This window comes from Rhodopila sp. (assembly GCF_035548235.1).
Classification (GTDB): Bacteria; Pseudomonadota; Alphaproteobacteria; order Acetobacterales; family Acetobacteraceae; genus Rhodopila.
In genome coordinates, this window is record NZ_DASZTJ010000288.1 from 35,314 (window position 1) to 59,181 (window position 23,868).

The window sequence follows — 23,868 nt, forward strand, 5'->3', positions numbered from 1 at the left end:
GCGATGTCGAAGTGGGGCCGGGACAAGCCCGGCCGTTCGAAATCGAATCTGTATCGGCTGCGTCTACTCGGCCGCGATATGGCCAGCACCGTACCAGTAGATGCAAATGAACAGGAACAGCCAGACCACGTCGACGAAGTGCCAGTACCAGGCCGCCGCCTCGAACCCAAAATGTCGCTCCGGCGTCAGGCCACCTGCACGGGCGCGGAACCAGCAAACGGCCAGGAAGCAGGTGCCGACGATGACGTGGAACCCATGGAAGCCGGTCGCCAGGAAAAAGACTGACGGATAGATGCCACCACCTGAGAACTTGAAAGGTGCATGGGAATATTCGATCGCCTGACAAAGGGTGAAGGTCAGCCCCAACAGGATCGTAATACCTAGCCCACGGATCAGGTTCTTCCGGTCACCCTCCAGCAGCGCATGGTGCGCCCAGGTCACCGTCGTACCCGAAAGCAACAGAATCATTGTGTTCAGGAAGGGCAGGTGAAACGGGTCAAAGGTGCTGATATTCGAGGGCGGCCAAACCGTCTGACCGTTGCCCTGGGTGTCCGGAAATATCAGGAAATTGAAATAGGCCCAAAAGAACCCGACGAAGAACATCACCTCACTAGCGATGAACAGGGTCATGCCATAACGCAGGCCCAGCCGGACGATGGCACTGTGCGCGCCGGGAATCGCCCCCTCTTTCAGCACGTCGCGCCACCAAAAGAACATGGTCGCCAGAACGGTCAACACGCCCAGGACCAGCACGACATAGTTGCCGTAGTGCGCTGCCAGGATGATACCGAAAACCGTCAGGAACCCCCCCAGGGAGCCGGTGATTGGCCAGGGGCTGGGATCGGGCAGGTGGTATGGCTGCTTCAGACCGGAGGACTGCCCCGAGGGCTGCAACGCACTCTCACCATGGACGCTCATGTCAAATCCCATACCGAAACGTTCAGGGTCGATCCAACCCGCCGCCCGGATAATCACCAAATTATCAGTCAGTTCAAGTGGCCAGTCGGAAGGATCCTGGTCGCACCGCCGCTAGCAGGCAGTCAATCGTCCCGGTGAACACGTTCCATGCGTTCGTGGCGCTCCTGCGCCTCGATCGACATCGTGGCAATAGGCCGCGCCTCCAAGCGCTTGATGCCAATTGGTTCGTCGGTCTCTTCGCAATAACCGTAGGTTCCAAGCTCGATCCGATGCAGCGCCTGGTCGATCTTCGTGATCAGTTTGCGGGCACGGTCGCGGGTACGAAGTTCCAGGGCCCGGTCCGTCTCTACGCTGGCCCGATCGGTGATATCGGCTTCGAGAATGCCCCCTTCGGACAGGCTGGCCAGGGTTCCGTCAGCCTCCCGGAGGAGATCTGCCCGCCATCTCAGCAGCTTTTGGCGAAAATATTCAAGTTGGACGGGATTCATGAACTCCTCGTCCTCGGACGGGCGGTAATCGGGCGGCAGAGTAACCATCATGCGCGGCGGTCCTACTCATCCAGGCGTCCCGACCCCTCGCGGGCCGGATCGGTGGCCTCGCCCCGTTCCGGGAAGGGAACGCGCGGCCTTATAGCGACACGCAAAGACCGCGCCAAGAGCGTCAGCGAGGTTGTATGAACGGCTGTCGACTCAACCATGCTGATCTCTGAAACCGGTCGGTGAACCTGACGCACGGCAGCTCTAACTCCCCTGCGCTTACCTGCCTCGGACTTCAGACATTGAAGCGGAACAGGAGGACGTCCCCGTCCTTCACCACGTAGTTCTTGCCTTCAACACGCAACTTGCCTGCTTCCTTGGCACCCTGCTCGCCTTTGCATGCAACGTAATCTTCATAGGCAATCGTTTCGCAGGCGATGAAGCCGCGCTCGAAGTCCTTGTGAATCACCGCCGCCGCCTGCGGCGCACGGGTGCCGGCTGTGATCGTCCAGGCCCGAGTCTCCTTCGGACCACAGGTGAAGTACGTCAGCAATTGCAGCAGGTCGTAGCCGGCACGGATCACCTGATCCAGCCCGCTTTGCGAAAGACCAAGCGTTTCCAGGTATTCAGTGCGATCGGATTCCGGAAGCTGGGAGACCTCGGCCTCGATCGCCGCGGACACCACGATCGAGGGTGAGCCCTGGCGCGCCGCCCAGTCGCGCACGCGATCCGAATGCGCGTTGCCAGCGGCGGCCGACGACTCCTCGACATTGCAGACATACAGGACAGGCTTCGAGGTCAATAGCTGTAGCCGGCGCACCGCTTCTTCCTCGCCTGGCGGAATGGCCGTGCGGGCGGATTTGCCGTCCTGCAAGGCTGCGACGATCGGCTCCATGACGGCGACAGCGATGGCGCTTTCCTTGTCGCCGCCACGTGCCCGCTTCTGCGCCGTCTGCAGCCGTCGCTCCAGGCTTTCCAGATCCGCCAGCATCAGTTCAGTTTCCACCACTTCGATATCGCGCAGCGGGTCGATGGAGCCTTCGACGTGAGTGATGTCGGAGTCCTCGAAACAGCGCAGGACGTGGATGATGGCGTCGACCTCGCGAATATTCGCCAGGAACTGGTTGCCTAGGCCCTCGCCTTTAGACGCACCACGCACCAGTCCGGCGATGTCGACAAATTCCAGGCTGGTCGGGACGATTTTCACCGACTTGCCGATCTCGGCCAGGACGTCCAGACGTTTGTCCGGCACAGCGACGCGCCCGACATTCGGCTCGATCGTGCAGAAGGGATAATTCGCGGCCTGCGCGGCGGCAGTCGCCGTCAGCGCGTTGAACAGCGTGGACTTGCCGACATTGGGCAGCCCGACGATGCCGCAATTGAAACCCATCAGCGTGACTCCTGTGCTGGAGTTCACCCTTCCCGTCACGACCGGGTTTGTCCGGCCCTGACGGTGGGGGTGGGTCCCCGACTAAATCGGCCTCGCTTCGCGCTTGTCCTCCGCGCGCCGCAACGCCACCTTGGTCATGAAATCCTCCGGCTTTCCCAGTGCCAGCAGGTCCGCCGCATCCGCGACCGCCCCCAGCAGCGTGGTCAGCCAGTCTTGATCGTCTCTGGCGAAATTCCCCAGGACATAGCTCAGGACGCGGTCCTTCGACCCCGGATGGCCGATCCCCAACCGTACTCGCCAATAGTCCGGGGAACCCAGCATCCGATCCATGCTGCGCAGTCCGTTGTGTCCGGCCGCACCGCCGCCCTTTTTCACCCGCATCTTGCCGGGCATGAGGTCCAACTCATCATGGAATGCGGTGATCGCGTCCACCGGCAGCTTGTAGAACGCGGCTGCCTCCTGCACTGACTCGCCGGACGCGTTCATGTAGGTCAACGGCTTCAGCGCCAGGATCTTCTCCCCAGCGATCGCGCCCTCGGCGATCAAGCCCCTGAAGCGCTTCCGCCACGGCTGGAAACCGTGGCGGCTAACGATCGCATCGACGGCCATGAAGCCGATGTTGTGGCGGTTCAGCGCCATCCCGGGCTCCGGGTTGCCGAGGCCGACCCAGAGTTTGGTCATGGCCGTACCGTCCCCTACTTCTTGGCGGCGGCCTTGGCCGGAGCCTTCGCTGTCGCAGCGGCTGCAGCAGCGGGTTCGGGCGCAGCCTCGATCTTCGTCGGCGGCACTACGGTCGCCACGACGAAGTCGCGATCGATCACCGGCTTGACGTTCTCGGCGCCTTTCAGGTCGTGCCAACGGACGTTGTCGTTGAAATCCAATGGTCCCAGGTCGGCGGTGAACTGTTCTGGGATGTGATCCGGGTCGCAATAGACCTCGACCGCGTGGCGCACGACGTTCAGCACGGCGCCGCGCTTCAGGCCGGGGCTGATGCCGTCATTCTCGAAATGCACCGGCACGAACACCTTGATCCGTTCGCCGGACACCAAGCGCTGGAAATCGACGTGTTCGGGCGCGTCGCTCACGGGGTGGAACTGAATACCACGGATCAGCGCGCGGATCGGGGCTGCACCCGTGTTGATCTCGTAAAGGCGGGATTGCCACCCGGCCCGATGCAACTCCCGGATCACGATCCGAGGGTCGAGCGCAATCAGGCTGGGCTCCTGCTTGCCGCCATAAATTACCGCGGGCACCTTGCCCGCCCGCCGAGTCGCTCGCGCCGCCCCCTTACCGGCTCGCTCGCGGACCTCGGCCTCAATAGAGGTTACGTTGGTCATCGATCGCTCCTGAATGACAAACGCCGGCCTCCAGGGGTGCCGGCGCGGGGCGGGGGTGTAGCGTAAGGGACGCGGCAGAGCAAGAGGAATGCACCATGGATCTGCATCTCGGGGGAATCCAGCCGTCCCATCGGGTACCACTTCACATCATGGTCGATCACGGCCTCGCGCGTTGACGGGTCCGATCGGCTGCCGCAATCGTCCTCGGCCAGGAACGGTCGGAGGGTGGCGGAATGCGTCTCCTGATCCTGTGTCTGGTCCTGTCGGGTGTCACGCCGGCATTCGCGCAGGAAAACGCCGTACTACCGCGGGTCGCGTTCTCGGCGACGGCGGTCCAGCAAACCGGCCCAATGCTCGTGCGCCAGCACATCCACTATGCGGACGGCCGCTTGCGGATCGATGGGGCCAACGGGTTCGTGACCACCATCCTGGACCTGCACACGGGCACCGAGTGCCTGCTGATGGCGAACCATACCTATCTGGTGCTGCCGATGGATAACGAGCTGTTCCGGCAATTCTTCGCACCGCCGATGGCCGCCACCGGCGCAGACCTGGGCCGCCAGCCTATGGCGGGGGTAGAGACAACCAAATACCACTTTGAGGGAGAAGGCGCGTTAGACGCCGGCGGCTTCTATTGGCTGACTAACACCGGCATAATGGTCCGCAGGGACTATGAGGACGGTGTGTACGGGGAGAGCCGGCGACACTTGGATTACCTGTCCGATTTGTCGGTAGGGCCTCAGGATTCGCGGCTATTCCAGATTCCGGCCGGATATCGGCTGGCTCGATGACCCCGGCGTCTACCGTTCAGTCAACAGTACCGCGATCGCATCCGCAAGCTGCCCGACGGCAACGCTCATCGCCGCCACCAGTGCGCGGGTGGTCCCATCCTCCGGCCGCACCGTCAGCGCCACCATCTGGCTGCGAACCGAGCGAGCGTCCGTGGCGATCTGCGCCGTGAGTTGCAGGAGGCCGTCGGTGTTTAGATCCATGCGCTGAAGGTTGATCTCGACGGCGACATCCAGTTTCGGGACGATCGCGCCGTTGTCGGCGAACACGGCACTACCGGGCAACCGCTGGTCCAGCTCTTCGACCAAGACCCGCAAGATCATGGCGCCCAGCGGTTCGCCCCACCAGTCATTATGCAGCGTCACCACCCGGTAGTCGTCGGACGATCGGACGATTTCCGGTCGCTCCAGGTAGCGGGCCAGCGCGATCTGCCGGACGACGATGGTTTTCGGTGCGCCCTGCCGAATGACGCCAGGCCTGACCGCCAGCACATAGAGATCCGGGTTGGGCGAGGCGCAGGACGCCACCAGGCCGCCTAGGCCCAGAATCAGCATTCGGCGGGATGCAGGCATCTCAGGGCGACTCCCGGTCGGTCCGACCACGGATCAATGCCTCCGGATGCCGGGTCAGCAGGTCGGCGAGGACACGCAGCGACTGCGCCGCATCGGACAGTTGCGACATCAGCCGCCTGACGTCGCGGCTGAACCGCGAGTCGCCGCCGTAGCCGTTGTCTAGCGAAGCCACGAGCTTGTTGGTGCGATTGACCGCGTCCTGCAGCCCCTCGGCGATGGCCGGCAGCCGTTGGGTCGCCGGCGTGACCCCTTTGTTGAGGTTCGCCACCAACGCCTGGACGCTCGCGAGCGTCGTGCGCAGACTGGTGATCGCCTCGGGGATCTGCTTGTCGTTGACGACCGAGCTCGCACCGGCCAACAGGTGGTTGAGGTTCTGGCCGATCGCCTCGAACGGCAATGAATTCAGCCGTCCCAGTAGCGCGCTGGCTTCCGTCATCACGTCGCCGCCACCGCCGTCATCGATCACCGGCATGACGTAATCGTTTCCTTCCTTCTCCAGCCTCGCGGGCGGAGCATCCGGAAAGATATCCATGGCGAGTTGCTTGGAGCCGGTCAGGATATTGCCGCTCTCCAGCTTGACCCGCAGGCCGCGCTGGACAAGTTGGCTCATTTTCTCATCCAGCGCGCCGTCGGTCGGCAGGTGCAGCATGGCGATCCGCTCCGGCTCCAGCTTGAAATGCACGGGCACGATCACGTTGTCGGTCTTCGGGTCGTATACCAAGCCCAGGTTTTCGACTTCCCCGATCTTAAGGCCGTGCAGCGTCACCGGCGCGCCGGCATCCAGGCCAGCGACCGACCCCATGAAGTTGCTGACGAACGGGACCGACTGCTTGTACACCGAGGCATCCGCGGCATCGCGGTTCGGATACAGGACGAACTGGTGATTGGGGGCGCTTTCGGGCTTGTTGCTGTCGGCAGGCGTATCGAAGGCGACACCGCCGAACAGGATGGCGCGCAGCGATTCGACCTGGAACTGCAATCCATTGCCGGTCAGCTTCAGGCTCGCCCCCGAGACGTTGAAGAATCGCGAGTCATCGTGGACATATTGATCGAAGGGCGCCCGGATGAAGGCATGGATGGTCAGTTCCCGTGCCATCTTGCCGATGTCCCAGCCCAGGATCTCACCCACCACGAAATCCCGGTACATGATTGGCGACCCGAGGTTCAGCGAACCGATCCGCTGCGCGGAAAACAGGAACGTCCGACCCGGAACGTCCGACTGAAGTACCGGAGGCTCTTCCAAACCGGTGAAGGATCGCCGCGGTTCCCCCCCCTCACCCGACGGCAGCAAGTCGATATACGATCCGGAGAACAAGGTGGTTAAGCCGCTGATGTTCCCGGCGAAAAAGCGCGGGCGCACCACCCAGAACTGCGCCTTGTCGGTCAACAGCGGTTCAGCTTCCTTGTTCATCCGGACGGTGACGACGACGTGCTTCAGGTCCTTGGCCAGCTCGATCTTGGTAACGATGCCCATGTCCACCTCCTTGTGGCGGACATGTGACTGATTGACGGTCAGTCCCTCGGCGCTTTGGAACGTGATGGTGATCAGCGGGCCACGGTCGCTGAGGGTCTTCCAGGCCAGCCAGCCGCCGATGATCAGCGTCACCACAGGGATCGCCCAAATCCAGGAAATGCGTCGCTTATGCTCGATATGGGAGCGGATCACAGCCTGCGGCGGCGTCCCCGGCGGCGAGGAGCTTGGCTGCGAGGGGCCCGGAGCGTTCGGTCCGGCCTGACCGCTCATGCGCCCGCCTCAATCGGCGTCGCGGCCTGCTCGACGGCTGCATGGTCGGTGGTCTCGTGCGGCAGGGCGTCCCACATCAACCGCGGATCGAAGCTCCGCGCGGCGAGCATGGTAAGGATCACGACGGCGGAAAAGGCGATTGCGCCAGGTCCCGGATAGACGGTGACAATCTTGCCGAACTGGACCAGCCCCACAAGGATCGACTCCATGAAGATGTCGATCATCGACCAGCGACCGATTGCGTCGACGATGCGATAGAGGACCGTGCGGTCGTGCAGCCGCCAGATGGAGCCCGTGCGGGTCGAGATCAGCAGGATCGCCAGTCCGATCAGCTTCAGGACCGGGACTGCGATGCTTGCGAAGAAGACTAGCAGCGCCAATGGCCACTCCCCCGCCGCCACCAGCTCCTGCACCCCGCCCAGAATCGTGCTTGGCTGGCCGACCCCTAGTTGGACGATCGTAAGCACCGGGTAGGTGTTCGCGGGAATGTAGAGGGCCGCGGCCGCCAGGGAAAAGGCCAGAGTGTGCTCCAGCGAGCGGTTCTTCCGCACCCGCAGTCGATAGCCACAACCCGGACAATGCATTCCCGGCGCCGAACGGCTCACCAGGCCACAGGTGTCGCAGCCGATGCGGAAACGGTGGGCTGTTTCAGACATGCGGGCGATCGCCGCTGTCCGCGCTTGAATACGATCGCGGCGGTTGGGGGGCTCCATCGCCTCCCAGATCGCCTGGTCATCCAACGCGACGTCGGCGGCGATCAGGATCACCATCAGGCCGATCAAGGCGAAGACGGCCGGTCCCAATTCAATCCGCGCCATATCGCTCAGGCGGACATACGCGACGAACAGGCCCAACATGTAGATCTCGATCATCGACCAGGGGCGCAGGTGCTCCACCCAACTGAAGGCCAGCCGCAGCACCGGCCGTGGGCGGTGCATATGCAGGCCCAGCAGCACGAACAGCATGCACAACGTCCTGGCCAGTGGCGCGGCGAAAGTCGTGACCAACACGACCACGGACAATTCCCAGATGCCGTACTGCTCAAGCTGCTCTGGGCCAGTGATCAGGCTTGCCGTTCGCATCTGCCCGGCGGTGCTGACAGACATCATCGTCAGCGTGCCGGCAATAGCGAACAACACCACGGCTGCAAGGTTGAGTGCGGTGCAGACGCCGATCGAGTCCCGACGCGTATGGCGCAGCACCTTGTCGCATCGCAGGCACACCGCTCGGGACCGCGGCGCCATGGCGGGGAGAATCTGCATCTGCCCGCAATCGGGGCATTCGAACAGCTTCGGCGCCGTCATGGACGTCGGCGCCTCAGCCTCCTGACGATCCGTGGCCATCAGGCGGACCGTTGGCTGCGTGGCGGTTGCATCCTCCTCAGGTAGCACGACAGGGAGCGAAGGCGAGGGGGCTTCGCCGCACCGCGGCAAAAAATCTCATGTGTAACACAGCTTCCGTTCGGTCTGCGGATCGTGCCAGATAGCGATCAGACAAAAAACAAGGGAGGAAACGAGATGGCTTCAAGGCTGCTGCATGGTGCAGTGCTGGCTGGCCTGGTCGCGTTGGGTGTCGGCACTGCCATGGCGGAGGATTTGCCGGGCGTGACGGCAACCGAGATCAAAATCGGCAACACCGACGCATATAGCGGTCCAGCCTCGGCTTACGGCGTGATCGCGAAGACGGAAGCAGCATTCTTCAAGATGGTCAACGACCAGGGTGGCGTGGCCGGTCATAAGATCAATTTCATTTCCTACGACGATGGTTACAGCCCGCCGAAGACGGTAGAGATGGTCCGCAAGTTGATCGAAGAGGATCACGTCGCCCTGCTGTTCAACACACTGGGCACACCAACCAATTCGGCCATTCAGAAATACGTGAACCTGAAAAAGGTACCACATTTGTTCATTTCCACCGGCGCCGACAAATGGGGCGATTACAAGCATTTCCCCTATACGATGGGCTATCAGCCGTCCTACCGCACCGAGGCGCAGATTTATACGAAATACATGCTGCAGCAGAAGCCGGACGCCAAGATGGCGATCTTGTATCAGAACGATGATTTCGGGAAAGACTATCCGGCTGGCGTCAAGGATGTGCTGAAGGACAAATATGGCAAGATCGTTGTCGCCGAAGCCAGCTACGAAACCACCGACCCGACGGTGGACAGCCAGCTCGCGACGTTGAAGGCCTCGGGCGCTAACGTGCTGCTGGTGGCGGCTACGCCGAAATTCGCCGCGCAGGCCATCAAGCGCGTTCATGATCTCGACTGGCATCCGATGTTCTTCCTGACGAATGTTTCGATTTCCGTCGGCTCTGTCATCGCGCCGGCAGGGGCCGAGAACAGCGTCGGGATCATCACCACCGGCTATATGAAGGATCCGACAGACCCGGCATTCAAGGACGACAAAGGAATGAACGAGTGGCGCGCCTTCATGACCAAATACATGCCGGGCGCCGATACGACGGACGCGAACTATGCCTTCGCATATGGCGTCAGCATGGTGATGCTGCACACGTTGAAGGCCTGCGATGGGGATTTTTCACGCGAGAACATCATGAAGCAGGCAACGCACCTGCATGATGTGTACGACCCGATCCTGTTGCCTGGCATCACCGTCAGCACGTCACCCACGAATTACCATCCGATCCGCGCGATGCAGTTGCAGAAATGGGATGGCAAGACATGGGTCCGGTTCGGAGACGTGATCGAGGGGACCAGTTCTTAGCGGATTGGCCGACGAGGCATCGGTCGTGATCCTTACCTGTCCATGGTCGGCCCCGGGGCCGACCATCCACGACCTCAGCCTGTAGACATCGCCGAAATCGTGGATGGCCGGGACAGGTTCTGACGAGAACGTTTGTGTCCCTTGCCTTCAGCCGAACAGGTCGGCCGGGGAGTCTGCCCGCAGGCTCCGGCCCAGTTCCTCGCCGAGCCGGGCGGCGTCGGCCGGGGCGCCCGTCACCGTCCGTCGTAGCAGGAAGCTGCCGTCCACCCGAGCGACGAGGCCGGTCAGGCTCATCTCCCTATCCGCCTCCAGCCGGGCATAAGCGCCAATCGGCGTGCGGCAGGATCCGTCCAGCATGGCCAGCACCGCACGCTCCGCCGTTGCGGCGATGCGGGCCGCACGATCCTCGATCTTGGCCATCGCGGCGAGCAGGTCGGCGTCCCCACTTCGCGCCGTGATACCGATGATGCCCTGCGCCGCGGCCGGTAGCATGATCTCCGGCTCCAACGTCATCGCTTCCGGCAGATGCATCTCCAGCCGGTCCAGCCCGGCCAGCGCCAACAGCGTTGCGTCGCATGCACCCTCCCGCAGCTTGCGCAACCGCGTCTGCACGTTGCCGCGGATCGAAGTCACCGTCAGGTCCGGCCGCCGGTGCAGCAACTGCGCCTGCCGCCGCACCGATGACGTGCCGACGACCGCGCCGCGCGGCAGCACCGCCAGCGGGTCGTTCCCAACATCGACAGGCTTGGGCAGGATCAGCACGTCACGCGGATCGGCGCGTCGCAGCACGCAGCCAAGGACGATCCCCGGCGGCAGTTCCGTTTCCAGGTCCTTAAGGCTGTGCACGGCACAGTCGATCCGACCGTCCAACAGCGCCTCGTGGATTTCCTTCGCGAACAACCCTTTGCCACCGATCGCGGCGAGCGGGCGGTCTTGCACGGCATCACCCGTGGTGGAGATGATCACCGTCTCTCCATGGCCGAGTTGGCTGAGGAAGTCCTTAGTCTGGATCATCGCAAGCGGGGAACCACGCGTGCCGGCGCGAACAGTGTTCATGACGAGGGATGTAGCATGTCCGTACCGCGGACGTCAGGAACCTTGATGGGCGCCCGGTACCCACAGGACCTCATCGCCGTCGGCATTCAGCCGCCGCGCCAGCACGAACAGGTGGTCCGATAGCCGATTGAGGTACCGCTGCACGGCGGACCCTGCGCCGTCGGCTTTCACCACCGCCCGCTCTGCCTTCCGCACAACGGTCCGCGCGAGGTGTGCATAAGCTCCGGCCGCACCGCCGCCAGGCAACACGAAGCTGGTCAGTGGCGGCAGTTCGGCGTTCATCGACGCGACTTCGTGCTCCAGTCGCGCGATCGCGGCATCGGTGACACGCAGCCGCGCCTTGCCCTTGGGCATGCAAAGATCGGCGCCGACATCGAACAGGTCGTTCTGGATGCGCGCCAGCGTCGCATCGGCCTCGTTATCGTGGCGCGTGTGCAAGCGCAAAACGCCAATACAGGCATTCGCTTCGTCAACCGCCCCCAGCGCCTCGATCCGATCGTCGTCTTTCGACAGGCGGGAGCCGTCGCCCAGGGCGGTGGTGCCGGTGTCGCCGGTCTTTGTCGTCACGCGGTTGATACGAACCATCCTTACCTCCGGCCGTCGCTACGGTCCCTTGACCACCGTCGCCAGGTCATCGGGGCGGACCCATTTCGCGAAGGCCTGTCGCACCGCGTCCGCCGTCATCTCGGCATACGCCTTCGCCGCCCGGTCCGCCGCGTCCATCGGCAAATCCAAGTCGGTGATCCGCAGGTATTGCGCCGCGATTGCGCGCACGCTCGCCCGCGACATCGTCAGCTGCCGCAGCAGCTCCGCCTTCGCGCGGGCCAATTCGGAGTCGCTGACGGCCTCGGTCTGCATCCGCTTGAGGTTACTCAGCACCAACGCCCGGGCCTTGTCGATGTTCTGGGGATCGGCGCCGAACGATACCGAATAATCGCCACGCGTGCGCGACCAGTCGAAGCTGCTGTCGATGGAGTAGACATAGCCGGTGCGGATACGCAGGTCGCGATACAGACGTGACGAGAACCCGCTGCTCAGGATCGTGTTGCCCAGCAGCAGATCGTAGCGTTCCGGGTTGGTGATGGGCAGGGACGTCGTCTCGGCCAATGTCACGCTGTCCTGCTGGTCGCTCGGGTCCTGGACCCGCAATTCGGACGGCCTGCTTGGCCCTATCGGCGGCAGGTCGATCGTCGGCTTCGGATCCCTGGCCGTCCAACTACCGAAATTCGCCTGGATGACCCGCTTGGCCGCATCGGGCGTGATGTCGCCGATCACCACGATCGTGGTCCGGTCCGGCCGCATCGTGTCCGTGAAATATTTGCGCACATCCGGCAGGGTGACCGCGTTTACGCTGGTCGGAGTCACTTGCCGCAGCGCCGGATCGCCGGCCGGCAGGATCGCTTTCTCGATCGCCAGGCGGTACTGGTAGTCGGGCGAGCGAAGCTGGCCGGCGACGCTGTCGGCCAATTGCTTGCGTACGACATCAAACGCCGATTGCGGGAACGCCGGGTGCAATACGTTCTCGGCCAGCAGCGCGACACCCCTCTCGAATTCAGGCGTCAGCACTTGCAGTGAGAAGTTCGGGCCAGCATCAAGGAACGCCGCGATGTCATCGGTCGCCGCCTGGAACGCCAGGCGATCGTGTTTCGTGGTACCGTAACTGAAGAGCTGCCGCATCAGCGCCGAGACGCCGTCCTTTCCGGCGGGTTGCTGCATGTCCGGCACCATCCGGACACGGCCGAACAGCGATACGGTGTTGCTGACATGCTCCGGCTGGACGATCAGCCTGATCCCATTCGGGAGCGTCTGAACTGACGGCGGTTGACCCGAATTTGGAATATGCGGCGTGGCCAACGCCGTCTCGACCCAAGGCGGCAGGATTACCGGATGGTCCGGTGCGCTGGCAAAGGACTCAGCGCCGCCGAAGCCTGACTTGCTGGGCATCGTCCCGGATTGGCGGGGGGTCAGGATCGCGGTCACGACGTGGTCTGGATCGAGCAGTTGCCGAGCAAGGCGGTTCACGTCGGCGACGGTGACGGATTGATAGGCTTTGATGACGTCTTCGGGTGACGCCATGTTCCGGAACGCCAGCGTATCGGACCAATTCGTGGCGAGGCCCGAGATACTGTTCGCCTGGAAGCCGATCTGCGCCACCTCCAACCGCTTGGCGGCCTCCACCAGTTCGGGGGGCACGCCGTCGTGCACGATACCGGCGATGACCCCCCGCACGCGTGCCAGCAGTGGGGCCGGATCCTGGCCGGCCGGGAACGCGGCGATCGCCAAGCCATAGCCGACATCCGGCTTGGCCTGATAGGAGAACTGCGCCGCCAACGCCTTCCCCGCCGGCACCAGCGCATAAAGCGATCCCCGCTCGCTGCCCAGGACATCGCCCAGGAGGTCCGCGGCGGCGTAATCGGCACTCCTGAGCCCCGGCATGCGGTAGGCGAGCGCAATCAGCCCGACGGGAAAATCGGTCGGCAGGTTCAGCGTCCGCGCCTGCACCGGCTGTACGAAGATCGCGGCGTGCCCAGGCAATTCGTGCGCAGGAATCGCATCGAAATCGCCACGCACCTGGGCCAGCACCGCCTGAGGATCGACATCGCCGGTGATCACCAGGATCGCGTTATTGGGATAGTACCAAGTGTCGTAGAATCGCCTCAGCCGCGCCGCATCTGTCTTGTCGAAGGATTCCCGCGTGCCCAGGGCGTCGTGCTGATAGGGGGTTCCCTGGAACAGGATCGACTGGGCCTGGGTCAGGAAGAGGTAGAACGGGTTGGACAGATCGCGGGCCACTTCCTGCTCGATCGCGCCACGTTCCTGCTCCCAATCCGCCTGGCTTAACCTCAGGCCGTGCATGCGGAGTGCCTCGATCTTCAGCGGCACGTTCAGATCGGCGGCGGGCACAGTGTAGGTGTATTGCGTGACCGCCTCAGTGGTGTCGGCATTGTAGTCGCCGCCCAGCAACGCGCCGGTCAGGGCAAGCTGATCTCGGTCCAGACCCTCGCTGCCGCGGAACATCATGTGCTCCAGCGCGTGGGCGGTACCAGGAAAGCCAGGCGGAGCGTCGTTGGAGCCAACAAGGTAGTTCATCTCGGTCGTCACGACCGGCGCGAGATGATCGGGGACAATCACGACCTTCATCCCGTTGGCCAAAATGGCACGCAGCACACTGTCGGCTCGACAGGGCGCCATGGCCGCCAGCAGCAGGATGAACGCCGTTCCAACCCATCGATGCACGTTCAAGCCACTGCCCCCGCGTTTCGGCGGCTGATGTAGGAGCAGACGCCGGTCCGTGCAACGACGCCGCATGGCATCGGTCGAGACGATGACATAGTCTGGGGGAGATGTGGGAGGCTCGAAACCGAATGCGTTGGCTCGTCCTTTTGCTGTCGCTGCTGCCGGCGCTGATGGGCGCGGGGCTGGCTGATCCGGCGGCGTCCCAAACCCGCCTGGACGAGATCGTGAAAACCGGCGTCCTGCGGGTTGGCCTGACCGGCGACTATCGTCCGTTCTCCCAGCGGGACGCGTCCGGGTCCTATAGCGGCCTGGATGTGGACATGGCGAAGAACCTGGCTGACTCGCTGGGGGCGAAGCTGGAGATCGTGCCGACCACCTGGGGTACGCTGCTACCGGACCTTCAGGCCGGGAAGTTCGACGTGGGGATGGGCGGCATCTCCATCACCCTGGCACGGCAGCGGGTCGCGTTCTTCTCAGACCCCGTGATGCGGGTGGGGAAGGCGCCGATCGCCCGCTGTACCGACAAAGACCATTTCGCCACGCTGGCCGAGATCGACAGACCCGGCGTCAAGGTCATCGTCAATCCGGGCGGCACCAACGAACGCTTCGACAGGGAGCATCTGAAACAGGCTCAGATCGTCGTGTTCCCGGACAACAGCCATATCTTCGATGAGCTGGCGGCAGGGCATGCCGACGTGATGATCACCGACGCGGTGGAGACCAAGCTGCAGCAGAAGCTGCATCCCGAACTGTGTGCGATCCATCCCGACCAGCCGTTCGATTTCGGGGAACTGGGCTATTTGCTGCCGCGGGATACCGCCTGGAAGCTGTATGTCGATCAGTGGCTCCATACCAGCGTCGGGAATGGAACATGGGGGCGGTTGCTGGCGACTTATCTTGGGAACTGACGATCAGCCCCTGCTCGCTCGGCACCCGGCCCCGATCTTGCTTCACCCTGATGGGTGACAGCAGGCGAGGTCGCATGAAAATCGGTGTCTTCATCCCGATCGGCAACAACGGATGGCTGATTTCCACCAATTCTCCGCAATACCACCCGAGCTTCGCCCTCAATAAGGAGGTGACGCTGATCGCCGAGGAATACGGGCTGGATTTCGTCCTCTCGATGATCAAGCTGCGCGGTTTCGGGGGCGAGACGGAGTTCTGGGACCATAACCTGGAATCGTTCACGCTGATGGCAGGCCTCGCGGCGGTGACGAAGCGGATCAAGATCTTCGCCACCTGCGCCACGCTGGTCATTCCACCGGCGATCGCGGCGCGGATGGCCTCCACGATCGACTCCATCTCCGGCGGGCGCTTCGGTCTCAACCTCATCACCGGCTGGCAGAAGCCGGAATATTCCCAGATGGGGCTCTGGCCCGGCGACGAATACTTCGCCCACCGCTACGAATACGTCGCCGAATACATCCAGATCCTGCGGGAGCTATGGGAGACGGGGAAATCCGACTTCAAAGGCCGGTTCTTCACCATGAACGATTGCCGCCTGAGCCCCCGTCCGCAGGCCGAGATGAAAATCATCTGTGCTGGCCAATCCGATGCCGGCATGGCGTTCTCGGCCCAATATGCCGACTTCAATTTCTGCTTCGGCAAGGGAGTCAACACCCCGACCGCCTTCGCGCCGACTGTGGCAAAGCTGCAGCAGGCGACGGCCAGGGCCGGCCGCGACGTACGTGCCTATGCGCTGTTCATGGTGATCGCTGACGAAACCGACGAAGCCGCCCGCACGAAGTGGGAGTACTACAAGGCCGGCACGGACCAGGAAGCCGTGGCCTGGCTGGTCGAGCAATCCGCCGCAGACAACAAATCGGGTGACGACACGAATGTCCGGCAGATGGTCGACCCGGTTTCGGTCGTGAACATCAACATGGGCACCATCGTCGGCTCCTACGCCACCGTCGCGCGCCTGCTGGACGAGATCGACACCATCCCCGGCTGCGACGGCGTGCTGCTGACTTTCGATGACTTCGTCAAAGGCACACGGGACTTCGGCGCCCGCATCCAGCCGTTGATGAAATCCCGCCAACACGCTCTGGAGACCGTATGACGACCGTCCATACCGGCTATATCGCCATCGACAGCGACGCCGTCACCCTGCCCGCCCGGCCGGAACCCATCCGCCTGAAGCCGTCCGAGACTGCGGTGATCGTCGTCGACATGCAGAATGCCTATGCCTCGAAGGGCGGGTATATCGACATCGCGGGCTTCGACGTCTCGGGCGCGCCATTGGCGATCTCTCGCACCAAGACGGTGCTGGAAGCAGCACGCGCAGCCGGGCTGACCGTGATCTTCTTCCAGAACGGATGGGACAAGGATTACAGAGAGGCTGGTACCCCGGGCTCCCCAAACTATCATAAATCCAATGCGCTGAAGACGATGCGCGCCCGGCCGGAGCTGGCGGGGACGCTGCTGGCCAAGGGGACCTGGGATTACGCGATCGTCGACGAGCTGACGCCCCAGGACGGCGACATCGTCGTGCCGAAGCCGCGCTATTCCGGTTTCTTCAACACCAATATCGACAGCCTGCTGCGCGCCCGTGGCATCCGCAACCTGATCTTCACCGGTGTCGCGACGAATGTCTGCGTCGAGAGCAGCCTGCGCGACGCTTTCCACCTGGAGTATTTCTGCGTGATGCTGGAGGACGCGGTGCACCACGCCGGTCCCGACTTCGTGAAGCAGGCGGCGCTGTTCAACATCGAAAAGTTCTTCGGCTGGGTGTCCACGACGGCTGATTTCTGCGGCGCCATCGGTCAGATGCCAGCCGGTCACGCGCCCCGCGGCGAGAAGGAGTAGCTCATGCCCAAGACCATCGTCCTGCCACCCGGCACCACGACGCCGATCGCCCCGTTCTCGCCCGGCACGCTGGCGGACGGGATCGTCTATGTCTCCGGCACGCTGGCGTTCGACAAGGACAACAATGTCATCCATGTCGGCGACGCTTCCGCTCAGACCCGGTCCGTGCTGGAGACGATCAAATCGGTGATCGAGACGGCAGGCGGCACGATGGAGGACGTGACCTTCAACCACATCTTCCTGACCGATTGGGCCAACTACGCTGCCATCAACAAGGTCTACGCCGAGTATTTCCCCGGCGACAAACCGGCGCGCTATTGCATCCAATGCGGTCTGGTGAAGCCCGACGCGCTGGTTGAGATCGCAACCATCGCGCATGTCGGCAAGAAATAGCGTGCATTATGAGATCCACGGCGCAGATAACCGCCCGACGGTCCTGCTGTCGTCGGGCCTGGGAGGCGCAGCCCAGTACTGGATCCCCAACCTTCCAACCCTCGCCGCCAGGTTTCGCGTCATCACCTATGACCAATCCGGCACCGGCCGCAGCCCCGCCGAATTGCCGGACGGGTACGCGATGGCCGATATGGCGGCGGATGTCGCGTCGCTGCTGGATAACCTGGGTATCGAGCGCTGCCATTTCGTCGGCCACGCCCTGGGCGGGCTGATCGGGCTTCAGCTCGCAGTGATGCGCCCGACGCTGCTGGACCGGATGGTGCTGGTCAACGCCTGGGCCAAGACCCATCCTCACACGCTGCGCTGCTTCGCCGCCCGCAAGAACCTGCTGCTGAACTCCGGCACCACCGCTTATGTCGCCGCCCAGCCACTTTTCCTGTATCCGCCCGATTGGATGGCGTCGCGCACAGCATGGCTGGCGGAGCAGGACGCCGCCGGCGTCACCCATTTTCCTGGCGCCGAAAGCGTATTGCGCCGAATCGGCGCAATCGAGGCGTTCGATCTGTCAGATCAGGTGGGGCAGATCCCGCATCCCACCTGCGTCATCGCCGCGCGGGACGACATGCTGGTGCCAAGCGGATGCTCGGTCGCGCTGGCAGAGGCGCTGCCGAACGGGGAACTGGTATTGTTCGAACGAGGTGGCCATGCCTGCAACGTGACGGACGCGGACGGTTTCGACGCGGCGTTGCTGGCGTTTTTGGGAAGGTAGCCGGCAAGATCGTGGACGACCGGCAAACCAGTCACCCACGATGAGAACCTGCCCCTTACTGCGGCTCGACCTGCACGATCCCCGGACGCGGCGACGCGCTGTGTTCCTTCAGCACGGAGTCCGTCCCCGGATCGACCTCTTTCATCAGCACGTCGTAGCCCCAGAGATCGGCCAGGTGCTGCAACACCATCCGGGCATCTTTCTCGTCCAGCAGGATGCGGTTCAGGGCATGGTGATGCAGGATCAGCCGCCGGTCACCGGCGAGGTTGACGTCGACCACCTGGATGTCTGGTGCCGTCCATGACACATCGTAGTGCCGCGCGAGTGCCTGCTTGATCTTGCGATAGCCCCGCTCGTCGTGGATGGCCTCGACCCGCAGGTTCGGTTCGTTCGAGTCGTCCATGACGTGGAACAACCCGAAATGCCGCACCAGCTTAGGGCTGAGGAACTGCAGGATGAAGCTCTCGTCGCGGTAGTTCGCCCAGACATCGCGCAGCGTGCCCATCGGGTCGCCGTTGCCGGCAATGTGCGGGAACCATTGCTGGTCCTCGGCGGTGGGTTCGGTGCAGATCCGCTCGATGTCCTGCATCATCGCAAACCCCAGCGCATAGGGGTTGATGCCGGAGTAGCGGCGGTCATCGAAATGCGGCTGGAACACGACGTTGGTATGGGACGTCAGGAACTCGACCATAGAACCGTCGGTCAGCAGCCCCTTTTCGTGCAGCCTGTTCATGATCTTGTAGTGGCAATATGTCGCGCAGCCCTCGTTCATCACTTTGGTCTGCGACTGAGGATAGAAATACTGCGCGATGATCCGCACGATGCGCAGCACCTCGCGCTGCCAGGGGGCGAGGCGCGGAGCGGTCTTCTCCATGAAATACAGGATGTTTTCCTGCGGAAGCTGCAAGAGGGCGCGGCGGCGCTCTTCGGCGGTCGGGTCGTGACGGACGTTTTCCTTGCCGGGGACGGTGCGCCACAGGTCGTTGAACACCTTCTCGTCATGCTCGCGCCGTTCGCGTTCCCGCTTCTCCTCCGATCGCAGGTCGGTGGCGCGGCGGCGGGGATAGCGGTGTACTGCCTGGTTCATCAACGCGTGCGCGGCGTCCAGCAGGCGCTCGACATTCGCCTCGCCGTAGCGTTCCTCGCACTGCATGATGTAATCGCGCGCGAACTCCAGGTAGTCCAGAATGCCGTTCGCATCGGTCCACTGCTGGAACAGATAGTTGTTCTTGAAGAAATGATTATGCCCGAACGCCGCGTGCGCGATCACCAGCGTCTGCATCGTGGCGGTATTTTCCTCCATGATGTAGCTGATGCACGGGTTGGAGTTGATGACGATCTCGTACGCTAGCCCCTGCATGCCGGCGCGATACATCGCCTCGTTGCGGGCAAAATGTTTGCCGAAGGACCAGTGCTTATAGAACAACGGCATGCCGATCGAGGAGTACGCGTCCAGCATCTGTTCGGTGCCGATGACCTCGATCTGGTTGGGGTAGACGTCTAGGCCCATTTCGTCATGCGCGATCCTGGCGATCTCGTCATGGCAGCGCTGGATGGTGCCGAACTCCCAGTCGGCCCCTTCGAACAAGGGGCGTTCGGCGCGCACCAGGGGTGCGCCCATATCGGGAATCAGGGAACTGTTCATGCGGCAGCCTCGGAACCCACTTTTTTGGCGAACAGCTCACGGAACACGGGGTAGATGTCCCGGCGGTGGCCGACCTTGCGCATCGCCATCGGCGCGCCCGCACGGATGATGCTGGAATAGGTCTGCCACAGGTCGCTGTCGCGGCGGATGAAGCCTGGCGGGAAATGCTCGGAATCCCGGCCGACTTCCAGATAGGCGTAGTACTGGCAAGCCGGCAGGATGATCTTGGTCAGCAGGCTGGCCGTCTTGTCGTTGTCGCTGGCGGTGTTGTCCCCGTCCGACGCCTGGGCAGCATAGATGTTCCAGTTGTCGGGGCTGTAGCGTTCGTCCATCACGCGCTGCATCTCCTCCAGCGCAGTGGACACGACGGTGCCGCCGGTCTCCGGGCTGTTAAAGAACGTGTCCTCATCCACCTCGGACGCCTGGTGCGTGTGGCGGATGAACACCACGTCAACGTTCTTGTACCGGCGCTTCAGGAAGATGTACAGCAACACATAGAACCGCTTCGCCAGGTCCTTCATGTGTTCGGTCATCGAACCTGAGACGTCCATCAAGCAGAACATCACCGCTTGCGCGACCGGCTTAGGCTGGGGATCGAAGCGCTTGTAGCGGACGTCCAACGGGTCGATGTACGGGATCAGCCCGGTGCGCCGCTTCTTGCGCGCGTATTCCTCCTCCAGCGCGACGACACGGGCTTCGTCCGTCCCGTCCGCCTTCAGTCGCTCGATCTCTTCCAGCAGCGCCTCAAGCTCCTCGGCCTTCGGCCGGCGCAGCGCGATCCGGCGCGACAGGGAGTTCCGGACCGTCCGGTTCAGCGCCAGGTTGGCCGGCGACCCCGTCACCGAGTAGCCCGCTCGGTGGTAGACCATGGCCTCCGCGTTCACCACGCGGCGCTTTGCCAGGTCCGGCAGCTCCAGGTCTTCCAGGAAGAGGTCGACGAACTCGTCCCGCGACAGGGCGAAGCGGAAATCATCCTCGCCTTCCCCGTCCGGGCTGCCTTCCGACCCCGATCCGCCGCCGCCCTGGGGCGGGCGCGGGATCGTGTCCCCGGCGACATATTCCTTGTTGCCCGGCAAGAGATGGTCGCGGATGCCGCCCGATCCACTGCGGTGGAAGGACGGTTCGTGAACGCCCTGGGCCGGCAGGACGACTTCACCGCCCTCATCTGCGTCCTTGATGCTGCGGTTGCCGGCCGACTCATGCACCGCTTTGCGGATCTGCGCCTTCGCGCGGCGCATGAACCGCTGGCGGTTCGCGAGGTTCTTCCCGCTCGGGTTCAGGCGGCGATCGACTATGTGCATAGCGTGCCTGGTTACCTTTCAGGTCGGCGTCCGGCCGCCTGAAGGCGCGACTCGGACACCCTGGTCATTTCCAGGCGGATGTTAACCCGCCTGCTTCACACGCATATACCACTCAACAAGCCGCCGGACCTGACGTTCCGTGTAGCCACGAGCCTCCATGCGATCAACGAACTCCGTGTGTTTCTTTTCGGTCTCACTGTCCTTCTTCGAACCGAAGCTGATGACGGGCAGCAATTCCTCCACCTGGCTGAACATCCGGCGTTCGATGACGTCGCGGATCTTCTCGTAGCTGGTCCAGGACGGGTTCTTGCCGTTGTTGTTGGCGCGCGCCCGCAGACAGAACTTCACCACCTCGTTCCGGAAATCCTTGGGGTTGGCGATACCGGCCGGCTTCTCGACCTTGGTCAGCTCCTGGTTCAGCAGCTCCCGGTTCATCAATTGCCCGGTATCGGCGTCCTTGAAGTCGATGTCTTCGATCCAGGCATCGGCATAGGAGACGTAGCGGTCGAACAGGTTCTGGCCGTAGTCGTGGTAGGACTCCAGATAGGCCTTTTGGATTTCGTTGCCGATAAACTCCGCGTAACGCGGGGCCAACTCACCTTTGATGAACTCCAGGTAGCGCTTCTCGGTATCCTGCGGCATCTGCTCGCGACGGATCGCTTGTTCCAGCACATACATCAGGTGGACCGGATCGGCCGCGATCTCGGTCGTGTCGTGGTTGAACGTCGCCGCCAGCACCTTGAAGGCGAAGCGAGTGGACGCGCCGTCCATGCCTTCCTCGACACCCGCGGTGTCCTTGTATTCCTGCAGGGACCGAGCACGCGGATCGGTCTCTTTCAGGCTTTCGCCGTCATAGACGCGCATCTTGGCGAACAGCGTCGAGTTCTCATGCCGCTTCAGCCGCGTCAGGACGCTGAACCGGGCCAGCATCTCCAGCGTCGCCGGCGCGCACGGGGCGGACCCCAGCTCCGATCTCGCGACGAGCTTTTCGTAGATCTTCTGCTCCTCGGTGACGCGCAGGCAGTACGGGACCTTGATCACGTAGATGCGATCGATGAAGGCCTCGTTGTTCTTGTTGTTCTTGAAGGACTGCCACTCCGATTCGTTGGAGTGCGCCATGATGATGCCGTTGAACGGGATCGCACCGATGTTTTCGGTGCCGATGTAATTGCCCTCCCGCGTCGCGGTCAGCAACGGGTGCAGCATCTTGATCGGCGCCTTGAACATCTCGACGAACTCGAGCATGCCCTGGTTCGCGCGATTCAGCCCGCCGGAATAGCTGTAGGCGTCCGGATCGTTCTGCGCATGCAGTTCCAGCTTGCGGATGTCAACCTTGCCGACCAGCGAGGAGATGTCTTGGTTGTTCTCATCGCCCGGTTCGGTCTTCGCCACTGCGATCTGCCGCAGCCGCGACGGCATCAGCTTCTGCACGCGGAATTGGGAGATGTCGCCGCTGAACTCATCCAGGCGTTTGATGCACCAGGGCGACATCAGCCCGGTCAAGCGACGGCGGGGGATGCCGTAACGATCCTCCAGCATGTCGCCCATGCGATCGGGATCGAACAGCCCCAACGGCGACTCGAACACTGGCGACAGTTCGCGTCCGGCCTTCAGCACATAGATGGGATAGGTCTCCATCAACGCCTTCAGCCGCTCCGCCAGCGACGACTTGCCGCCGCCGACCGGTCCGAGCAGGTACATGATCTGCTTGCGTTCCTCGAGCCCCTGGGCCGCGTGGCGCAGGAAACCGACGATCCGCTCGATCGTCTCTTCCATGCCGTAGAATTCGTTGAATGCCGGATAGACCCGAATGGTGCGGTTCATGAAGATGCGGCCCAAGCGCGCATCTTTCGACGTGTCCACCATCTCCGGCTCGCCGATCGCGGCCAGCAGGCGTTCGGTCGCGGTCGCATAGGCCATCGGGTCCTTGCGGCACGCTTCCAGGTATTCCGCCAGGGACATCTCGGCTTCGCGGTTGGCTTCGAAGCCACGCGCATAGGCGGAAAAAATGTCTTCGACCGTATCCATTATCGGCCGCTCCGTTCGTTGGGGGTGGTGCCGCGATCGTTTCGCTCGCCCCAGTCGCCATCAGGAATATGCAAGATGGGTGCTATCGCGGCAGATTGCTGGGATTTCGCGTGAATGTTTTCGCCGAAGCGCTGGTTCAGAGCGTTTTTGATTGAGGGTTTTCCTATCATCGCAAGTTCAATGAAGCCATCATCTTGGAAGATCGTCCGTGCGCCCGCGCGGCGATCCGCCTTGAGCGCAAGGGTCGCACCGCGACCGTCGTCACCGATTGTCGCACAGCGACGGGTGGTGCCGTCCACGGCAGAAAGGCACATGGACCGCTCGGAACGGATGTCGAGGCTGTTCCGTGATTTGCGATCAATGGTCGGTGGTCGGTTTCTTGCCGTCAAAACAGCATCGCCTGAACCCATCACAAGATAGTGAAAGCCGATGTTGGCCTTTTCAAGAAAATTCTGAAGCACGGCGAAGAAGTTCACAGGGCCGAATCCGCTGTCCGACAGCCGCGCCACTTGCGCGGGAAAGTCGGTATCAGCGCGCAACGCCGTCATCGCGGCGAGCGGTCTGGCTGCCAGGTGCGCCATGCAACCCTCCGAGCCGGGCGGGCGCCGATTTTCGGCCCCCGGAAGTCCACAGAATACGATGATGTTCTCTAAGATTTGGTTAACACCTCCGACTC

Annotated in this window: 21 protein-coding genes and 1 pseudogene; 7 read left to right on the forward strand and 15 right to left on the reverse strand. The window is 62.8% G+C overall.

All coding sequences use genetic code 11. The features are described from left to right. Nucleotides 1-63: 63 nt before the first annotated feature. From VHB27_RS23380 to VHB27_RS23400, 5 genes are all read right to left on the reverse strand, one after another. A complete protein-coding gene (locus VHB27_RS23380; protein ID WP_325605250.1) occupies nt 64-918 on the reverse strand; it encodes a cytochrome c oxidase subunit 3 in 855 nt (284 codons plus the stop codon). Nucleotides 919-1,040: 122 nt separating this feature from the next. Continuing rightward, nucleotides 1,041-1,454 (reverse strand): RNA polymerase-binding protein DksA, encoded by a 414-nt coding sequence (dksA, locus tag VHB27_RS23385; protein WP_325605251.1) that lies wholly within the window; start codon nt 1,452-1,454, stop codon nt 1,041-1,043. 235 nt (nt 1,455-1,689) lie between these two features. After that, complete coding sequence (gene ychF, locus VHB27_RS23390; RefSeq protein WP_325605157.1) at nt 1,690-2,784, reverse strand: redox-regulated ATPase YchF; 1,095 nt, start codon at nt 2,782-2,784, stop codon at nt 1,690-1,692. A gap of 81 nt (nt 2,785-2,865) precedes the next feature. Further along, a complete protein-coding gene (gene pth / locus VHB27_RS23395; RefSeq protein ID WP_325605159.1) occupies nt 2,866-3,465 on the reverse strand; it encodes an aminoacyl-tRNA hydrolase in 600 nt (199 codons plus the stop codon). A 14-nt stretch (nt 3,466-3,479) separates the two neighbouring features. Continuing rightward, the gene (locus tag VHB27_RS23400; protein ID WP_325605161.1) at nt 3,480-4,121 is read right to left on the reverse strand and encodes a 50S ribosomal protein L25/general stress protein Ctc; all 642 of its coding nucleotides are present in this window, start codon (nt 4,119-4,121) and stop codon (nt 3,480-3,482) included. A 233-nt stretch (nt 4,122-4,354) separates the two neighbouring features. On the opposite strand from VHB27_RS23400, the gene VHB27_RS23405 reads away from it, so the two are divergent. After that, nucleotides 4,355-4,912 (forward strand): hypothetical protein, encoded by a 558-nt coding sequence (locus VHB27_RS23405; protein ID WP_325605163.1) that lies wholly within the window; start codon nt 4,355-4,357, stop codon nt 4,910-4,912. Between the two features lie 9 nt (nt 4,913-4,921). Here VHB27_RS23405 and VHB27_RS23410 read toward each other — a convergent pair whose 3' ends face one another. The 3 genes from VHB27_RS23410 to VHB27_RS23420 are packed head-to-tail and all read right to left on the reverse strand — an operon-like array spanning nt 4,922 to nt 8,569. Continuing rightward, on the reverse strand, nt 4,922-5,482 hold the full coding sequence (locus tag VHB27_RS23410) for a PqiC family protein (RefSeq protein ID WP_325605165.1): 561 nt from the start codon (nt 5,480-5,482) through the stop codon (nt 4,922-4,924). A gap of 1 nt (nt 5,483) precedes the next feature. Then, nucleotides 5,484-7,226, reverse strand: a complete 1,743-nt coding sequence (locus tag VHB27_RS23415) for an intermembrane transport protein PqiB (RefSeq protein WP_325605167.1) — start codon at nt 7,224-7,226, stop codon at nt 5,484-5,486. Further along, the gene (locus tag VHB27_RS23420; protein ID WP_325605169.1) at nt 7,223-8,569 is read right to left on the reverse strand and encodes a paraquat-inducible protein A; all 1,347 of its coding nucleotides are present in this window, start codon (nt 8,567-8,569) and stop codon (nt 7,223-7,225) included. The genes VHB27_RS23415 and VHB27_RS23420 overlap by 4 nt, the downstream gene beginning before the upstream one ends. A gap of 132 nt (nt 8,570-8,701) precedes the next feature. Here VHB27_RS23420 and VHB27_RS23425 point away from each other — a divergent pair, with 132 nt between their 5' ends. Continuing rightward, a complete protein-coding gene (locus tag VHB27_RS23425; RefSeq protein WP_325605171.1) occupies nt 8,702-9,955 on the forward strand; it encodes an ABC transporter substrate-binding protein in 1,254 nt (417 codons plus the stop codon). Between the two features lie 147 nt (nt 9,956-10,102). On the opposite strand, the pseudogene hemC reads toward VHB27_RS23425, so the two are convergent. The 3 genes and pseudogenes from hemC to VHB27_RS23440 form a co-directional block, all read right to left on the reverse strand. Next, nucleotides 10,103-11,002 (reverse strand): annotated as a pseudogene (hemC, locus tag VHB27_RS23430) (hydroxymethylbilane synthase); the annotation flags it as partial. A gap of 42 nt (nt 11,003-11,044) precedes the next feature. After that, nucleotides 11,045-11,596, reverse strand: a complete 552-nt coding sequence (locus VHB27_RS23435) for a cob(I)yrinic acid a,c-diamide adenosyltransferase (RefSeq protein WP_325605173.1) — start codon at nt 11,594-11,596, stop codon at nt 11,045-11,047. Between the two features lie 18 nt (nt 11,597-11,614). Further along, complete coding sequence (locus VHB27_RS23440; RefSeq protein ID WP_325605254.1) at nt 11,615-14,248, reverse strand: M16 family metallopeptidase; 2,634 nt, start codon at nt 14,246-14,248, stop codon at nt 11,615-11,617. 128 nt (nt 14,249-14,376) lie between these two features. Between VHB27_RS23440 and VHB27_RS23445 the strand changes: the two genes are divergently transcribed. From VHB27_RS23445 to rutD, 5 genes are all read left to right on the forward strand, one after another. Continuing rightward, complete coding sequence (locus tag VHB27_RS23445; RefSeq protein WP_325605175.1) at nt 14,377-15,156, forward strand: transporter substrate-binding domain-containing protein; 780 nt, start codon at nt 14,377-14,379, stop codon at nt 15,154-15,156. Nucleotides 15,157-15,230: 74 nt separating this feature from the next. After that, the gene (gene rutA / locus VHB27_RS23450) at nt 15,231-16,310 is read left to right on the forward strand and encodes a pyrimidine utilization protein A (RefSeq protein WP_325605177.1); all 1,080 of its coding nucleotides are present in this window, start codon (nt 15,231-15,233) and stop codon (nt 16,308-16,310) included. After that, nucleotides 16,307-17,056 carry a pyrimidine utilization protein B gene (rutB, locus tag VHB27_RS23455; protein ID WP_325605179.1) on the forward strand — a complete coding sequence of 250 codons (750 nt, stop codon included), beginning with the start codon at nt 16,307-16,309 and terminating at the stop codon, nt 17,054-17,056. The genes rutA and rutB overlap by 4 nt, the downstream gene beginning before the upstream one ends. A gap of 3 nt (nt 17,057-17,059) precedes the next feature. Next, nucleotides 17,060-17,449 carry a pyrimidine utilization protein C gene (gene rutC / locus VHB27_RS23460; protein WP_325605181.1) on the forward strand — a complete coding sequence of 130 codons (390 nt, stop codon included), beginning with the start codon at nt 17,060-17,062 and terminating at the stop codon, nt 17,447-17,449. 1 nt (nt 17,450) lies between these two features. Continuing rightward, nucleotides 17,451-18,218 (forward strand): pyrimidine utilization protein D, encoded by a 768-nt coding sequence (gene rutD / locus VHB27_RS23465; RefSeq protein ID WP_325605183.1) that lies wholly within the window; start codon nt 17,451-17,453, stop codon nt 18,216-18,218. A gap of 55 nt (nt 18,219-18,273) precedes the next feature. Here the strand turns inward: rutD and VHB27_RS23470 are convergent, their stop codons facing one another. The 4 genes from VHB27_RS23470 to VHB27_RS23485 form a co-directional block, all read right to left on the reverse strand. Further along, the gene (locus VHB27_RS23470; protein ID WP_325605185.1) at nt 18,274-19,863 is read right to left on the reverse strand and encodes a SpoVR family protein; all 1,590 of its coding nucleotides are present in this window, start codon (nt 19,861-19,863) and stop codon (nt 18,274-18,276) included. Beyond that, nucleotides 19,860-21,164: a YeaH/YhbH family protein gene (locus tag VHB27_RS23475; RefSeq protein WP_325605187.1), complete on the reverse strand. Its 1,305-nt coding sequence runs from the start codon at nt 21,162-21,164 to the stop codon at nt 19,860-19,862. The genes VHB27_RS23470 and VHB27_RS23475 overlap by 4 nt, the downstream gene beginning before the upstream one ends. 81 nt (nt 21,165-21,245) lie before the next feature. Continuing rightward, the gene (locus VHB27_RS23480) at nt 21,246-23,192 is read right to left on the reverse strand and encodes a PrkA family serine protein kinase (protein WP_325605189.1); all 1,947 of its coding nucleotides are present in this window, start codon (nt 23,190-23,192) and stop codon (nt 21,246-21,248) included. Further along, nucleotides 23,192-23,773 carry a hypothetical protein gene (locus VHB27_RS23485; RefSeq protein ID WP_325605191.1) on the reverse strand — a complete coding sequence of 194 codons (582 nt, stop codon included), beginning with the start codon at nt 23,771-23,773 and terminating at the stop codon, nt 23,192-23,194. Before VHB27_RS23485 ends, VHB27_RS23480 begins: the two co-directional genes overlap by 1 nt. Between the last annotated feature and the right edge of the window lie 95 nt (nt 23,774-23,868).

Excerpts from the sequence above, each read along its gene's own strand:
- rutA (WP_325605177.1), top strand. The coding sequence starts at position 15,231 with ATGAAAATCGGTGTCTTCATCCCGATCGGCAACAACGGATGGCTGATT.
- VHB27_RS23415 (WP_325605167.1), bottom strand. The coding sequence starts at position 7,226 with ATGAGCGGTCAGGCCGGACCGAACGCTCCGGGCCCCTCGCAGCCAAGC.
- ychF (WP_325605157.1), bottom strand. The coding sequence starts at position 2,784 with ATGGGTTTCAATTGCGGCATCGTCGGGCTGCCCAATGTCGGCAAGTCC.
- VHB27_RS23380 (WP_325605250.1), bottom strand. The coding sequence starts at position 918 with ATGAGCGTCCATGGTGAGAGTGCGTTGCAGCCCTCGGGGCAGTCCTCC.
- rutC (WP_325605181.1), top strand. The coding sequence starts at position 17,060 with ATGCCCAAGACCATCGTCCTGCCACCCGGCACCACGACGCCGATCGCC.
- VHB27_RS23485 (WP_325605191.1), bottom strand. The coding sequence starts at position 23,773 with ATGGCGCACCTGGCAGCCAGACCGCTCGCCGCGATGACGGCGTTGCGC.
- VHB27_RS23475 (WP_325605187.1), bottom strand. The coding sequence starts at position 21,164 with ATGCACATAGTCGATCGCCGCCTGAACCCGAGCGGGAAGAACCTCGCG.
- VHB27_RS23470 (WP_325605185.1), bottom strand. The coding sequence starts at position 19,863 with ATGAACAGTTCCCTGATTCCCGATATGGGCGCACCCCTGGTGCGCGCC.
- VHB27_RS23405 (WP_325605163.1), top strand. The coding sequence starts at position 4,355 with ATGCGTCTCCTGATCCTGTGTCTGGTCCTGTCGGGTGTCACGCCGGCA.
- VHB27_RS23400 (WP_325605161.1), bottom strand. The coding sequence starts at position 4,121 with ATGACCAACGTAACCTCTATTGAGGCCGAGGTCCGCGAGCGAGCCGGT.
- pth (WP_325605159.1), bottom strand. The coding sequence starts at position 3,465 with ATGACCAAACTCTGGGTCGGCCTCGGCAACCCGGAGCCCGGGATGGCG.
- VHB27_RS23480 (WP_325605189.1), bottom strand. The coding sequence starts at position 23,192 with ATGGATACGGTCGAAGACATTTTTTCCGCCTATGCGCGTGGCTTCGAA.
- dksA (WP_325605251.1), bottom strand. The coding sequence starts at position 1,454 with ATGGTTACTCTGCCGCCCGATTACCGCCCGTCCGAGGACGAGGAGTTC.
- VHB27_RS23410 (WP_325605165.1), bottom strand. The coding sequence starts at position 5,482 with ATGCCTGCATCCCGCCGAATGCTGATTCTGGGCCTAGGCGGCCTGGTG.
- rutB (WP_325605179.1), top strand. The coding sequence starts at position 16,307 with ATGACGACCGTCCATACCGGCTATATCGCCATCGACAGCGACGCCGTC.
- VHB27_RS23435 (WP_325605173.1), bottom strand. The coding sequence starts at position 11,596 with ATGGTTCGTATCAACCGCGTGACGACAAAGACCGGCGACACCGGCACC.
- VHB27_RS23445 (WP_325605175.1), top strand. The coding sequence starts at position 14,377 with ATGCGTTGGCTCGTCCTTTTGCTGTCGCTGCTGCCGGCGCTGATGGGC.
- VHB27_RS23420 (WP_325605169.1), bottom strand. The coding sequence starts at position 8,569 with ATGGCCACGGATCGTCAGGAGGCTGAGGCGCCGACGTCCATGACGGCG.